Raw genomic sequence first — 12,744 nt, 5'->3', positions numbered from 1 at the left:
GCTGGCGAGGCGGCTACAGGCCGTAGTTGGTGAGGATTTCGAAGACCTGCTGGGAGTCGTGGCGGACGTGCTCACGCATCTGCTCGGTCGCGGTGGTGACGTCCTCGGCGGCCACAGCTGCCGCCATGGAGCGGTGGTCCACCCCGGTCCAGTCGGGGGTGGTGACCACCTTGGAGCAGAAGTACCACTGCCGTAGAGCCAGGTTGAAGTACACCCGGGCGGTCGCGACAAGGTATTCGTTGCGGCTCATCCGGTAGATGCTCTCGTGGACTGCGGCATCCAGGTCGATGCATCGTTGCAGGTCGGTGGTCTGCGCCTGTTCCTCGGCGAGCGCGACGAGTTGTTCCTTCTCGGCTTTCGAGCCGCGGCTGCAGGCCAGCATCGTGGCGAGGGATTCCAGTTCCAGTCTCAGTTCCATGACCGAGCGGGAGTCCTTGAGGGCGATCTCGGTGGCGTAGGTGCCGCTGCGCGGGTAGATGACGACCAGCTTTTCGAACTCCAGCCGGCGGATCGCCTCCCGTACCGGGGAAAGGCCGAGGCCGAGATCTGCCCGCAGTGCACTCTCGACGAGTTTGTCTCCGGGCATGATCTCGGCGCGGACGAGTCGGGAGCACAGTCGGGCGTAGGCCGATTCGCTCAGCAGGGCGTTACCCGTCTGGTCGACGCCGACGAGCGCGCCCTTTCCGGCATACTCCGACAACATGCTGCTCCTCCCCCACTTTCTCCGCCGCGTGTGCGCAGCGGCCCCGTTTTCTGGCAAGCTACCGGACGGCTACGGCCGCTCGGCTTCCTCGACACCGGGCGGATTGCCGAGGAGGTCGTCGATCACCGTCGAGATCCCGTTCGCCACGGTGCAGGCGTAGTCCCCGACGGAGAATTCGCCGCCGAGAACCTCCACCACCTTCAGTTCGACGCCATTGACCGAGAGCGTGTCGGTGAGTTCGACGTTCGCGGGGCCGAAGCTCTTGCGGTTCAGGACGAAGTCGCTGGATGTGTCCCGGGAGATGATCTCGAAGACTCGGAAGCCTGGTCCGTCGGCCTCGGGCAGGGCGTGGACCTGAAGGTGCGGGTACGTGGACATGTCCGCCCAGGCGGCGTTGTCGTACCCATCCTGGGGAGTCATCGAGATGCCGAAGATCAGCTTGCCGGAGCGGTGGACGGTGCCGGAGACGGATTCGGCGGTGTCGGTCAGGGTGATCTCGGCGTACTGCTTGGGGTAGCCCCAGACCTCCCGACCGAAGGCAACGCTCCAGGGCTGATCCTCGTACTCGAAGAAGTAGTTCACCCCGCGGTGGTTGCGGTAGCGGACCGGGATGACGACGCCCGAGTCGTAGAAGGCCCCCGGGGTGGCGTTGCCGAAGTCCGCGATCTGCACGACGAATCGGTCATCGGCGAGTTCGAACGGAGTGGGCTCGAGAAGGGCCTCGAGGTTGGCCCGGTCGCCGCGGCAGTAGACGGAGAGGCTACGCAGATCCTTGCACCAGTAGGGCTGGTCGCCGCTCGGGTACCCGAGGTAGGTGAAGAACTGCTTCGTGTCGTACGTCTTGCTCATCAGGTGATGTCCTTGATCCGTTCTCAGGGAGGGGTGGCGCTAGTCCCGGCCGGCTTCGTGGATCTTCCGGAGGAAGGACCGGAGCTCGGGAGTGGAGGGTGAGTCGAAGATCTGCTCGGGCGGGCCCTGCTCGAGGATCGTGCCCTGGTGCAGGAAGCAGACCTTCGACGAGATCTCGCGGGCGAAGGGCATCTCGTGGGTCGTCATCATCATGGTGATGCCGTCGGAGGCGAGTTCCCGGACCAGGTTCAGGACCTCGATCACGAGCTCGGGATCGAGGGCCGAGGTGATCTCGTCCAGCAGCAGGGCCTGCGGACGCATGAGCATTGCCCGGGCGATGGCGACGCGTTGCTGCTGCCCGCCGGAGAGTTGGTCGGGGTAGGCGTTGGCCTTGTCCTTGAGGCCGACGCGTTCGAGCATGACCCGGGCGTTGCTTTCGGCCTCGGCCCTGGTCGCCACGCCGGCCCGGACCGGGGTGAGGGTGCAGTTGCGCAGCACGGTCATGTGCGGGAACAGGTTGTAGCTCTGGAAGACGATCCCGACGCGACGGCGAAGGGCGACGAGGTCGACGCCCTCGCCGGATACGACGTCGCCGTTGAGGAGGATCTGCCCGCCCTGGATGTTCTCCAGCCCGTTGACGCAGCGCAGCAGTGTCGACTTTCCGGAGCCGGAGGCGCCGATCAGGGTCACCACTTCGTGTCGGTCGACGGTGAGGTCGACCTTGTCCAGCACGGTGAGGTCGCCGTACCGCTTGGTCACCGTGTCGAACTCGATGAACGCTGTCGACATGGCTCACACCCCTGTCTTCCTGGCGCCGCTGCGGGCGAGCAGGTAGTCGACGAACCGGGTCTGCGGGATGGTGATGAGGACGAAGACGATGCAGACGGCGGTCACCGCGGAGAGGTTGAAGTCGTTCGCCGAGTAGATCTTGGCCTGGCTGAACGCGTCGATGATGCCGACGACGATCACCAGCGCGGTGTCCTTCTGCAGGCCGATGAAGGTGCTGAGCATCGGTGCGGCGATGTTGCGGGCCATCTGCGGCAGGATGACGAATCGCATGACGTCTGCCTGGGTGAGCCCCATGGACAGGGCGGCTGAGCTCTGACCCGGGTTGATCGACTCGATCCCGGCCCGGTACAGCTCCGCGTTGTAGGCGCTGTAGGTCATGGCCAGCGCCACGATCGCGTAGACGATCAGGGAGCCGCCGCTGAGGAACGGCACCTCGGTGAGCGGGAGCCCGTAGCAGACGAGGTAGATCAGGACGACGGACGGAATGCCGCGGAACACGTCGATGTAGGCGATGGACAGGGCCCTGACCGGGCGGAAGCCTCGGCCGGGGAGCTGCCTGCCGATGGCGAGCACGAGCCCGAAGACCATGGCGAGGACCTGGGCGCCGAGCGCGATCTGCACGTTGATCCAGAGTGCGCGCAGGATGTCGAAGAAGCTCCGCGTCATGTACTCGCCGTTGAAGAAGGTCTTCTGCACCGCCCCGTCGTTGGTGAAGACCATCAGGGCGAGTACGGCCACGATGGCCACGCAGCCGCTGAGTCCGAGCGAGGTGATGGCGGCGTTGCGGGAGTTGGCGGCCCCCGTGCGGGCCTCGACGTAGCGGCGGGCGGCCCAGTCCTGCTGGGACTGGCGGCTACGTCGGTAGGCCAGCGACAGGGGCCAGCCGAGCGCGGCGATCGGAAGCACGGCCCCGAGCAGGAGCCGGGTGGCGGATCCGGTGACGAGGACGGCGGTGAGCTGGTAGCAGAGCGCTGCGGCCAGTAGGGCGAGGATGGCTGCTGCGGTGAGGTAGGCGGTCGTCGGCAGTGGGCGGGTCGGAGTGAAGCTGATGTCGGACGGTGTCGGCGGGGCCTCACGTCCTTCGGGTGCCTGCACCTTCATGGTCAGGCACTCCAGTCGGCCAGCTTGTTAGGGTCGCCGCCGAGGATCGGGTTCAGCCACTTGTTCATGATGGCGGCGAGGGTGCCGTCCTTCTCCATGTCGGCGAGGATCTCGTTGACCACGGTGACGTTCTGCGAGCCCTTGGGGAACAGCGCCGCGACGTCGCCGCCGGCCGGGTACTGTCCGATGACTTCGAGCTTCCCGCCGGAGCTGGCCGCCCGGGGCATGACGGTGGCGGTGTCGTTGAGTGCGGCGTCGATCTGCCCGGCCAGGACCGCGTTGAAGAGGTCGTCGTTCGAGGAGAAGACCCGCACCTCCTTGGGCTTGAGGGTCTCGTTGACGTACTTGAGCTGGACAGAACCGGCCAGCACGCCGACGGTGGCGGTCTTGATGCTCTCCTTGGTCAGGTTCGAGCCGGTCTTGACGAGGACGCCGGTGCGGTAGGTGTTGTAGGGCGTGGAGAAGTCAACCGCCTTACGTCGCTCAGGGGTGTCGTAGATGTCCCAGACCGCGAAGTCGAAGTTCGAGGTCTTGGCGGTGACGAGGGCCTCGAAGGAGGCGTTCACGAGCTTGATCTTGCGCAGTCCGGCGCGGTTGGCGATCTCGGCGTCGAGGCAGTACATGTAGCCCCCGTCCACCGACTCGAGGGTGTTGCCCCGGTAGCCCGCGGGGTAGGGCAGGGAGGCGGCGACGGTGAGAGTTCCCTCGGTCTTGGTCTTCATCGCGTGGACGGTGGGGTTCTTCGTCACCTCGCAGTCGCCGAAAGGGGAGGACCCCGAGTTGGCGGACGAGGTGTTCGTGCCACATGCGGCGAGGGCGAGCATCCCGGTGATGGCTGCGGCGACGCCGAGGGATCGGAGGGACCTGGTCATCTGACACCTCCGTGTCGATGGTCATTGGCTCAATCAGAAGCGGTGAATATGTCAGTGAAATGTTAGTGAAGTGTGAGTGAGGCTACACCCGGAGAACAGGCCCGTACAGAGGGCCGAGGATGGAATTTTGGCTGGTCGCAGGCTCCCGCGGCGGGCCCGGATCAGCGAGGCCGCATGTGGGGGTAGCGGTACTCGCGAGGCGGATCGAAGGTTTCCTTGATCGACCGGGGCGAGACCCAGCGGGAGAGGTTGGACGCGGCACCCGCCTTGTCGTTGGTGCCGGAGGCGCGGGACCCACCGAACGGCTGCTGCCCGACGACCGCACCGGTCGGCTTGTCGTTGACGTAGAAGTTCCCCGCAGCGAACCGCAGCCGCTGGCTCGCCCACGCGATCGCCCTACGGTCACGGGCGACGACCGCTCCGGTCAGGCCGTACGGCGCGAAGGACTCCAACTGGCCGACAGCGTCTTCGAAGTTCCCGTCGTCGAAGACGTGCACGGCAAGGATCGGCCCGAAGTACTCGGTGCGGAACATCTCGTCGGTCGGATCGCTGCTCTCCACAACGGTCGGACGAACGAAATAGCCGACCGAGTCGTCGACCTGACCGCCAGCGAGCACCGTGAGGTGGTTCGTCCGGGTGGCCCGGTTGATCGCGTCCCGGTGCCGGGCGAACGCCCGAGCGTCGATCACCGCGCCCATGAAATGGGAGAAGTCGGTGACGTCACCCATCGTGATCGCTTCCACCTCGGCGAGGAACTCCTCTCGCACCTTGTCCCAGACCGACCGGGCCACGTACGCGCGGGAGGCGGCGGAGCACTTCTGCCCCTGGTACTCGAACGCCCCCCGCAGCAGTGCCACCCGCAACACGTCGGGGTCGGCCGACCCGTGTGCGACGACGAACCCCTTCCCGCCGGTCTCGCCGACGACCCGTGGGTACGAACGGTAGTTCCTGAGATTCGCTCCCACCGTCGACCACAGGTGCTGGAACGTCGCGGTGGAGCCGGTGAAGTGGATGCCGGCCAGGTCGGGACTGGTGAGCACCGACGCAGAGACATCGACTCCGTCGCCGGGCAACATATTGATCACCCCGGGTGGCAGCCCGGCCTCCTCCAGCAACTCCATGATCAGGTGGGCGGCGTACTGCTGGGTCGGAGCCGGTTTCCAGATCACCGTGTTGCCCATCAACGCCGGGGCGGTCGGCAGGTTACCCGCGATCGCGGTGAAGTTGAACGGGGTGACCGCGTAGACGAACCCTTCCAGGGGGCGGTGATCGGTGCGGTTCCACACCCCACGGGCGTTCGCCACCGGCTGCTCGGCCACGATCTGCTTGGCATAGTGGGCGTTGAACCGCCAGAAGTCGACCAGCTCACACGCGGAGTCGATCTCAGCCTGGACGGCGGTCTTCGACTGGCCCAACATCGTGGCGGCGTTGAGGCGTTGACGCCATGGCCCGGCCAGCAGGTCGGCCGCCCTGAGCAGGACTGCGGCCCGATCATCGAGAGACAGGTCCCGCCAGCCGGGCGCCGCTTCCCGCGCCGCCATGATCGCGGCCTCGGCATCGTCGCGCGTGGAGTTGCGCAGCACCCCGAGAACGTGGCGATGGTCGTGCGGCTGCACCACTGCGACCTCCGCTCCCCCGCCCATCCGCTTGCGGCCGCCGATCGTGGCGGTCAGGTCCACCTCTCGGCTCTCCTGCCGCTCCAACTCCCGCTCCAGCGCATCCCGTTCGGGGCTACCGGGGGCATAGCTCAGGGTCGGCTCGTTGACCGGAGACGGCGCACTCGTGACGGCATCCACACTGTTGTCCTTCGCATCGACAGAAACCGCGGTGCCGGCTGGGCCGGCCCGCCCGGAAGGCGCGATTGGTGACGCGCTACGAGGCGTACCTGGATCAGGACCACCTCGGGTGGCAGCTGACATTACACTAAAATTTCAGAGGCGCCAGCCCTTGAATCGCCTGGTCGAAACGCCAATGACCGGACCCCGAGACGCCAACGAACCGGGATCTTGGCTGGCGCCGCGAAGGCCTGTACACGTCGCTGATCGCAGCGTGGAAGCACCAGCGTGACGCGGGCGCGTGAGGCTCCGGCCAAGCCCGCTGGTCGGCCGAAGACTGACCCCGCCGTGCGTGAGGCCGCCCGGCTACGGGCGGAGAACGAGCGGCTACGCGCCGAGCTGGAAAAGGCCCGCAGGTGATCGAGGTTCAGGGAAAACTCTCCGCGCTGCTGGGCCAGCTCGCCACCGACAGTGCGACGGAGCAGGGCGAGCCGACATGATCGACGCCACCATCGAGGCGATCGCCGAGTTGGCGCCGCTGGTCGGGGTCCGGGCGGCGTGCCGGGCGACCGGTTGGCCGCAGGCCAACCGCTACCGCCGCCGCCGCCAGTCCCCCCGCTACCGCCACGCCCGGCCCGTCAGCCGAGGCCCAGCCCCGCGCGCTCGGTCCTCAACGGGAACGCTGGTCGGTTGACGGCTGGGCAGTCAGCCGAGGTTCCACATCCTCCGGCAGCTCAGCACCACACAGCACGCAGATGTAGTCGTCGTCGCGGACGAGGTTGTGTTCGCCGCAGTCGAGGCAGCGCCGGAAGACCACAGCGACGGTGAAGGCTTCCGGACGGCCGATACCCGCCCAATCGAGGGCGTCCGCCACTGCCGCCCATGAGGTGGGATTGGGGCAGTAGCCGGTGGACTGGTTGCTCACCTCGGCCACGACCCAGCCGTCCCGCTCGTCAGCGAAGGCGATCTCCCCCGCGCCGAGAACCTCCCCACCGCCGGCGCAGGCGACGTGCTCGCTGCGTCTCGGTGCGAGACGCAACGTACCGCCAGTGTCGATGACGTACGTGAACGGCTCGTCACGGTCGCGCGGATCGGCTGCCGCCAGAAAGGTGTCGAGATCGGCCGGTGATCGGACGGGCCAGCCCTCGGGCGCGTCGGCGACCGACGCCCGCACGTCCGCCGGGCCGACATAGCGGTACCGACGCCCCGCCCCTACCACGGCACCGACCCTACGCCCGTGCGGCCACCGTGGTGCACCACCGCGCCGGTCTGGCAGCCCAGACCTGACCCCCGGTCGATGCCAGCACCTCACAGCTCGCGGGTAGTGGTACCTCCGCGTCAGCCGGGTACGGTCACCCGCTGCTCCGGGGTCGGCTTGCCGGCGCCCGGGAAGTGCACCTCGGTGTCGAAGGCGAGCACGCCGTAGTGGCCGCCCGAGGTGTATCCGGTGAATCGGATCGTGTAGGCGTCGCCGCCCGTCGTCGGGGTGACACCACGAGGCCGCCTCCTCAGAGACAGAGCTGCCCGCGACCTGTCGGGTCGCGGGCAGCTCATCGATGGAACGGGGGACGAGCGTGCGCGGCGGCGGTCGTCCCCGGAGTGGGCTTCCGTGGCCGCCGCTCACGGGATCTGTCACGTCGAGATGGTTGGGGCGAGTGCACGGGCGGCGTTCTGTCATAGAGGGCCGCCGCTGACAGTTTGTGAGGGCTGTCGAAGCTTGCTGCCTGCCCTGATGGCAGGGCCTCTCCGCGCTGTCCTCTACGTGTCGTGCGGCGGCGACGGTCGCTGCCCGGATGGCTGGGCAGTGGGCATTCGGTGGCGTGTGGCCACAGGTTGCGCAGGGGCCACCTGCTCTTATCGGCCCATCATGCCGCCCGCCCATCCGGATTCGGCACGGCGAGTGTGGGGAACTCGTTGTCGTGGTCGGTGTCGGTGTAAGGAAGAGCGATTAGCCGGTGGCGACCGGCCCTGCGGCCGGCTATTTGCCACAGCTGATCGGCCGGGCTGGCGCCAGTCGCTGTGCGCAGCTCCACGGTGGTGGTGGCGATGATCGCCTCCAAATCGACGGCGGCGAGGCGGTGGTGCAGGTTCAGCTCTCGGCGGGCGGAGGGTAGATGGAACAGGACCGGCCATGCCCAGGTGCTCATGCTGTACAGGCGCTCGTACTTGGCGATCTTCTCGGTGAGGATGTCGAGGCGTTCGCGGCCGGTGTCGTACTCGAGGAAGAACGGCACGGACCGTCCGTGCTCGGTCCATACCCCGGCGCCGTCGGGGCGGGGCAGTCCTGCCGGTCGGACGGTCATCTGCGGGTTGTCGCCCTTCCGGTAGAACACCCCCGGGCTGTGGAAGGCGGAGGCGGGCTGCCACCGGTCCAGGCTCGTGTTGGGCTGGGTACGGGCATGGGTCGCAAGGTCGATGAAGACCTGGTTGCCGCCGAGTAGGTGCGGCAGGTCCGGTCGGGCGGTCAGGGACTGTTTGCGGCGGCGGGCTTGGTCCCGGCGTGGTGGTCCGAGTCCGCGTTGGGCGTGGACGTGGTGGTAGCCGAGTTGGTCCAGGACGTAGTGGTACGGGTAGGAGCCGCCGTCGGGCTTGTTGGGTCGGAAGCGGTCTACCGCCCGCACGGTGGTGAGGCGGCGTAGCCGGCGTTGGGCGAAGTCCAGGGATGGGAACAGGGCGGTGGCGATCTGGTCGGTGGTGAGGACGCCGTGGTCGTAGAGCCAGCCGAGGAGGCGGTCGTCGCGGGCGGTGATGCTGGCCTGCAGCCGCAGCAGGGGGTCCGCAGCGGGCAGCGGTTTACGCATGGGCGGCCCCTCGGGGGGACACCCAACACATGGGGTGTGTCTGGAACCGATCCGGGCCGGTGAAAGCGGGCCTGACCTGGGCTGTCAGTGGGATCGGGGGGTCGGTTCGGGGGTCAGTATCAAGACGGACAGTGAAACGGAGATCGACACCGACGCCGACACGGCCAGCCACACCGTGACCGTGGTGTGGGAGGACGTGTGACGCGGGCCGGTGACGACGCGGGCTGGACAGGTTGGGCTCGATGAGCTGGATCAGCATGCTTGTTGCTCCTTGATCAGGTGGGTGGGCTGGTGATGCGTGCACTGGCCGCCCCGTCGTGGCGGGCGGGCCGCGTGTGCGTTCTGACAGGTCGGGTCAGGTTCTGACAGACGGCGGGCTTCCTGACAGACACGCGCTGCCCGGGGACGGCGTGGTCTGACAGGCGTCGCAGGTGATGGTTCTGTCAGGCGGCCTCGTGTGACGGATCCGGCGTGGGTGGGGTGGTCTCAGTGCGCAGGACGCGCACGAGCGCTGAGGCGGTGACGTTGGACAACTGGTGCCCGTCGGCGCGTAGCTGTCGGGCGAGTTCCTTGCGGGACAGCGGCGTCCCCTCGGCGGCGAGGGCACGGGCGGCGGTCCGCGCGGCCGGGACCAGTGCGGCAATCTCCGGACCGCGGTCCCGGACCGGCGTAGCGCTGTCGGGCCGGTCCGGGACCGCCGGTTCCTGGTCCGCCAGAGCGGGAACCGCGGTGGTGCGGTCCCGGACCGCGGTGGTGCGGTCCCGGACCGCGGTGGTGCGGTCCCGGACCGCGGTGGTGCGGTCCCGGACCGCGGCAGGGTTGGCGGGGACCGGCGGCCGCGGTCCTGGGACCGGCTCGCGGCGGTCCGGGACCGCGGCGTCAACGATCAGCGCCGGTCCTGGCTCGGCCCGCATGCGGGCAGTGCGGTCGGGTGGGGCGGGATCGGCGCGGCCGAGAGCGATCTTCACCATCGTCAGGAAGCCGAGCGCCGGCAGCGCGGCGGCAACCCAGCCGATGACGGACGCCTCCGCCTCCACGACCTGGGCGGCGAGGGACAGGAACACCGCCACTGTCAGTACGGTTGCGGGGAATGCGACGCTTTTGCCGAGTCGCCGGTTGCGGCGCAGTTCCAGACCGGCGGCGATCGAGGTCAACTCCAGGACTACCGCGTCGGCCCAGGCGAGCGGGCCCGGCTGGCCGTGTGCCGCCGCGACGTCATGGACGTGACGGAACGAGGCTGCGCCGGCGGCGCTGCCGATCAACAGCATGATCAACACCTGTATCCAGTTTTCCAGCCGCTCCCGCCTTGTCGGCCCGCCGGCGGGCAGGTCAGGGGATCGCTGCTCAGGTGTCGCCAAGGGCCCACCACCTGTCGACACGTGTCCCGCGTGAAGCCTTGGATTGCGTCGTCGTGCGCAGGCGGACTGGGAAGGCATCCGCCGTGTTGGTTGGATTGATGTGGGTTGAGGTCATGTTCGTGCTCCAGCTTCGTTGGTAGGGATTTGAGATACGGCGATGTGGGTGCGCCCAGGTCGCGCCCGCCGCCTAGGGCAGGTCTCAGGCAGGCGCGATCCTGCCGGGTGGTACCGGTCGGGCGTACCCTCGTACGTGCAGGGGTTGATATGAGTCACTGTGGTCGAGTCAACGAACTACCCCAGACCCCCGCGCAGGGGCAGGCACGTGGGCAGCAAGCGTCGCCACAACGCGCACAGCCGGGCTGCGGTCAACAGACGGACACAGGGCAGACGGACAAGCCGAGCCACGAGGGTCAGGACTCTCGCCACTGGCAGCGCTCGACAAGCGCCACAGTGGTGCGGCGGCTCAACTCGCCGACGGACGATCCTTCACATTGGCCTCCCATCTCTCGGCGTTCCCGGCGTCGTCGGCGCATCAAGAGCAGGCACCCCGTGCTGGGAGTGCCTGCCCCGCGCTTTTGTGGCCGACCACGCCAGCTGGCGGTGCGGGGACGTCTATCCAGTACGCCCCGGGACCGCTCGTCGAGTCAACCCAAATCCCGCGTGGATCGGCCATCCAGTCTGACGGCACTGTGGTGGAGTATTGATCGACCCGGTCATTGAGCCATTCCGCGCAAGCGGTTGACTACTGAACGAGGTCACGTGGTGCGGGCGTGGTCGAAGTGGAGGATCACGAGTGCCGCGGCGACGATCTTCCCGATCTGCCACGGGTCGTGGCTGCGTCCGGTCGAACACCTCGTCGACCTCCACCCACTCATCGAGCCGGCAGCGGTACAGCGTCGTCGCTACCGTCTGGTAAGGCTCATCACTGTCGATGACAGGTCGGCGATCAGGTCCTCCCGTGCCTCATCATCGGTCAGCGCCTCGAACACCTCTGGCGAGCCGAAGGACCCGGTAGCCCCGTCGACCGGATAACGTAGGGCTCGCCGTTGCGCTGCGCCGGCCGCCAGTCGACGACCGGCGCTGGGCGCGCGACGACCCGGGCCGCGACAATCGCGCCGCCGCGGCTCAGGACCTCGACTGGGTATGCGCCCGGCTCGACGATCTCCGAGAACGCCCACTGGCCCGCCTCGCCAACAGGAAAGCCGGTGCCTGGCTCTGCGGCGATGAGGCGGCCGCTCGGCAGAAACAGCCGTAGCCCGAGTAACAACAGCACCCGCCAGAGACCGGGCAGGGCAACGCTCATGCGACCAGCGGACCGCTCACGGCGCCTCCGCGCGTCCACACAGGACCTGGTATCCCCTCAGCTTGCCGGGGTCAGCCGCAGCTCAACCAGGATCGCCTGGGGCAGCTCCGGCCCGGTGCCCGGCTCGATGGCGACGTAGCTGTTTGCCGGCACGTCGTACGTCCGGTCCTCGCCGCTGGGCAGGTCGGCCGTGGCCTGCAGCGGCGTGTCGCCGCCCCGTACGCCGAACGTGGACGGCACCTCCAGCGTCAGGAAGCCCCGCGTGCCCCAGGTGCGGAAGCAGTAGTAGACGCCGTACGGCGCGTCGGCGAGGGCCTTCTCGACCTGGATCAGGCCGGGTGTGCACTGGCCCTCGTCATACGTCCGGGAGCCCACGAGCACGATGCGCCCGTCGCCCCGGAAGACCTTCAGGCCGTGCTCGGCCAGGACGCGGTCGGCGTTGGGGTAGGTGTAGTCCTCCACGGCCGGGGCGGGGGCGTCGGCCGCTTGGCGGGCCGCCGAACCGTTGCCGGAAAGCACCAGCACCGTTCCGGCGACGACCGCCGTCATCGCGAGCCAGGATAGTGTCTTCTTCATAAGCCGTCGATCTCCTCAAGGAAGTGGTCAGGATGGCCGAGGTCGCGCGAGGTGGATGCGATCTCGTCCCGGATGGCCGGCGAGATCGGCATAAAGGTGGCGGCGGCGAGTGCGAGGAATAGCCGCATCGTCAGGTCCGCGTGTCCGGAGTCGATGAGCCTGCGCAGGATGCGCCGCGCATCGACGGTCGACAGAGGACAGAGGGACGACTCGTGATCCGGGGCGGGCTGGAACGCGTCGACGACCTGGGCCACCCGGGCGGCCGCCGCCGGATCGTCCGAATGCGGCCGGTGGGCCGGGTGACCCTCCGGTGCCAGGATCGCCGACACCGTCGCCAGCCACTCGCGGCCGTCCAACCCGTCGCGGCCCGGCCGGTGGCTGCCGCCGGTGCACCAGCACCAGAGGGACTCCAGCTCCCCTGGGTCCAGCCCGGAGGCCAGCAGGCAGTTGGCGTCGTCGGCACACTGTCTAAGGTGGAGGGTGGCGTCCTGAGCCCACTCGGCGTATCGCCGCAGGTGCTCCACCGCGCCCTCGCCGCCCCGGTTCCAGGACTGTACGAAGACGGCGAGCGCGAGGTGGCCGAGACCGACGGTGCGGGGTGCCGGCATGGCGACAAC

The 12,744-nt window shown here is 68.2% G+C and carries 13 protein-coding genes; all 13 read right to left on the bottom strand.

All coding sequences use genetic code 11. The annotated features are described in order from the left end of the window. Positions 1-13: 13 nt before the first annotated feature. The 13 genes from ACGF4F_RS05035 to ACGF4F_RS04975 all read right to left on the bottom strand — a co-directional run bounded on the left by ACGF4F_RS05035 (position 14) and on the right by ACGF4F_RS04975 (position 12,735). The gene (locus ACGF4F_RS05035; protein WP_393074984.1) at positions 14-703 is read right to left on the bottom strand and encodes a GntR family transcriptional regulator; all 690 of its coding nucleotides are present in this window, start codon (positions 701-703) and stop codon (positions 14-16) included. A 69-nt stretch (positions 704-772) separates the two neighbouring features. Beyond that, a complete protein-coding gene (locus ACGF4F_RS05030) occupies positions 773-1,552 on the bottom strand; it encodes an acetoacetate decarboxylase family protein (RefSeq protein WP_393074981.1) in 780 nt (259 codons plus the stop codon). Positions 1,553-1,591: 39 nt separating this feature from the next. Continuing rightward, positions 1,592-2,341, bottom strand: a complete 750-nt coding sequence (locus tag ACGF4F_RS05025; RefSeq protein ID WP_393074978.1) for an amino acid ABC transporter ATP-binding protein — start codon at positions 2,339-2,341, stop codon at positions 1,592-1,594. 3 nt (positions 2,342-2,344) lie between these two features. Continuing rightward, positions 2,345-3,442 (bottom strand): amino acid ABC transporter permease, encoded by a 1,098-nt coding sequence (locus ACGF4F_RS05020; protein WP_393074975.1) that lies wholly within the window; start codon positions 3,440-3,442, stop codon positions 2,345-2,347. A 2-nt stretch (positions 3,443-3,444) separates the two neighbouring features. After that, positions 3,445-4,314 carry an ABC transporter substrate-binding protein gene (locus ACGF4F_RS05015; RefSeq protein ID WP_393074972.1) on the bottom strand — a complete coding sequence of 290 codons (870 nt, stop codon included), beginning with the start codon at positions 4,312-4,314 and terminating at the stop codon, positions 3,445-3,447. A gap of 161 nt (positions 4,315-4,475) precedes the next feature. Next, the gene (gene pruA, locus ACGF4F_RS05010; RefSeq protein ID WP_393074969.1) at positions 4,476-6,110 is read right to left on the bottom strand and encodes an L-glutamate gamma-semialdehyde dehydrogenase; all 1,635 of its coding nucleotides are present in this window, start codon (positions 6,108-6,110) and stop codon (positions 4,476-4,478) included. 649 nt (positions 6,111-6,759) lie between these two features. Further along, positions 6,760-7,263 carry a hypothetical protein gene (locus tag ACGF4F_RS05005; protein ID WP_393074966.1) on the bottom strand — a complete coding sequence of 168 codons (504 nt, stop codon included), beginning with the start codon at positions 7,261-7,263 and terminating at the stop codon, positions 6,760-6,762. 164 nt (positions 7,264-7,427) lie between these two features. Continuing rightward, positions 7,428-7,643, bottom strand: a complete 216-nt coding sequence (locus ACGF4F_RS05000) for a hypothetical protein (RefSeq protein ID WP_393074963.1) — start codon at positions 7,641-7,643, stop codon at positions 7,428-7,430. A 311-nt stretch (positions 7,644-7,954) separates the two neighbouring features. Continuing rightward, positions 7,955-8,890 carry a replication-relaxation family protein gene (locus ACGF4F_RS04995; protein ID WP_393074960.1) on the bottom strand — a complete coding sequence of 312 codons (936 nt, stop codon included), beginning with the start codon at positions 8,888-8,890 and terminating at the stop codon, positions 7,955-7,957. 443 nt (positions 8,891-9,333) lie between these two features. Continuing rightward, the gene (locus ACGF4F_RS04990) at positions 9,334-10,248 is read right to left on the bottom strand and encodes a DUF2637 domain-containing protein (protein WP_393074957.1); all 915 of its coding nucleotides are present in this window, start codon (positions 10,246-10,248) and stop codon (positions 9,334-9,336) included. A gap of 973 nt (positions 10,249-11,221) precedes the next feature. Further along, the gene (locus ACGF4F_RS04985) at positions 11,222-11,551 is read right to left on the bottom strand and encodes a DUF4241 domain-containing protein (protein WP_393074954.1); all 330 of its coding nucleotides are present in this window, start codon (positions 11,549-11,551) and stop codon (positions 11,222-11,224) included. Positions 11,552-11,608: 57 nt separating this feature from the next. Next, positions 11,609-12,100 (bottom strand): hypothetical protein, encoded by a 492-nt coding sequence (locus ACGF4F_RS04980; protein ID WP_393074951.1) that lies wholly within the window; start codon positions 12,098-12,100, stop codon positions 11,609-11,611. A 23-nt stretch (positions 12,101-12,123) separates the two neighbouring features. Continuing rightward, a complete protein-coding gene (locus tag ACGF4F_RS04975; RefSeq protein ID WP_393074948.1) occupies positions 12,124-12,735 on the bottom strand; it encodes a hypothetical protein in 612 nt (203 codons plus the stop codon). Positions 12,736-12,744: the final 9 nt, after the last annotated feature.

It is taken from the genome of Micromonospora sp. NPDC047740, assembly GCF_043204735.1.
Lineage (GTDB): Bacteria > Actinomycetota > Actinomycetes > Mycobacteriales > Micromonosporaceae > Micromonospora.
The sequence above is the reverse complement of the archived record's forward strand: the minus strand, read 5'-3'. Positions and strand labels throughout refer to the sequence as shown.

What these genes read in the sequence shown, in the direction of transcription:
- ACGF4F_RS05030 (WP_393074981.1), bottom strand. Translation starts at nt 1,552, where the DNA reads ATGAGCAAGACGTACGACACGAAGCAGTTCTTCACCTACCTCGGGTAC.
- ACGF4F_RS05035 (WP_393074984.1), bottom strand. Translation starts at nt 703, where the DNA reads ATGTTGTCGGAGTATGCCGGAAAGGGCGCGCTCGTCGGCGTCGACCAG.
- ACGF4F_RS05015 (WP_393074972.1), bottom strand. Translation starts at nt 4,314, where the DNA reads ATGACCAGGTCCCTCCGATCCCTCGGCGTCGCCGCAGCCATCACCGGG.
- ACGF4F_RS04980 (WP_393074951.1), bottom strand. Translation starts at nt 12,100, where the DNA reads ATGACGGCGGTCGTCGCCGGAACGGTGCTGGTGCTTTCCGGCAACGGT.
- ACGF4F_RS04995 (WP_393074960.1), bottom strand. Translation starts at nt 8,890, where the DNA reads ATGCGTAAACCGCTGCCCGCTGCGGACCCCCTGCTGCGGCTGCAGGCC.
- ACGF4F_RS04975 (WP_393074948.1), bottom strand. Translation starts at nt 12,735, where the DNA reads ATGCCGGCACCCCGCACCGTCGGTCTCGGCCACCTCGCGCTCGCCGTC.
- ACGF4F_RS05000 (WP_393074963.1), bottom strand. Translation starts at nt 7,643, where the DNA reads ATGAGCTGCCCGCGACCCGACAGGTCGCGGGCAGCTCTGTCTCTGAGG.
- ACGF4F_RS05020 (WP_393074975.1), bottom strand. Translation starts at nt 3,442, where the DNA reads ATGAAGGTGCAGGCACCCGAAGGACGTGAGGCCCCGCCGACACCGTCC.
- ACGF4F_RS04985 (WP_393074954.1), bottom strand. Translation starts at nt 11,551, where the DNA reads ATGAGCGTTGCCCTGCCCGGTCTCTGGCGGGTGCTGTTGTTACTCGGG.
- ACGF4F_RS05025 (WP_393074978.1), bottom strand. Translation starts at nt 2,341, where the DNA reads ATGTCGACAGCGTTCATCGAGTTCGACACGGTGACCAAGCGGTACGGC.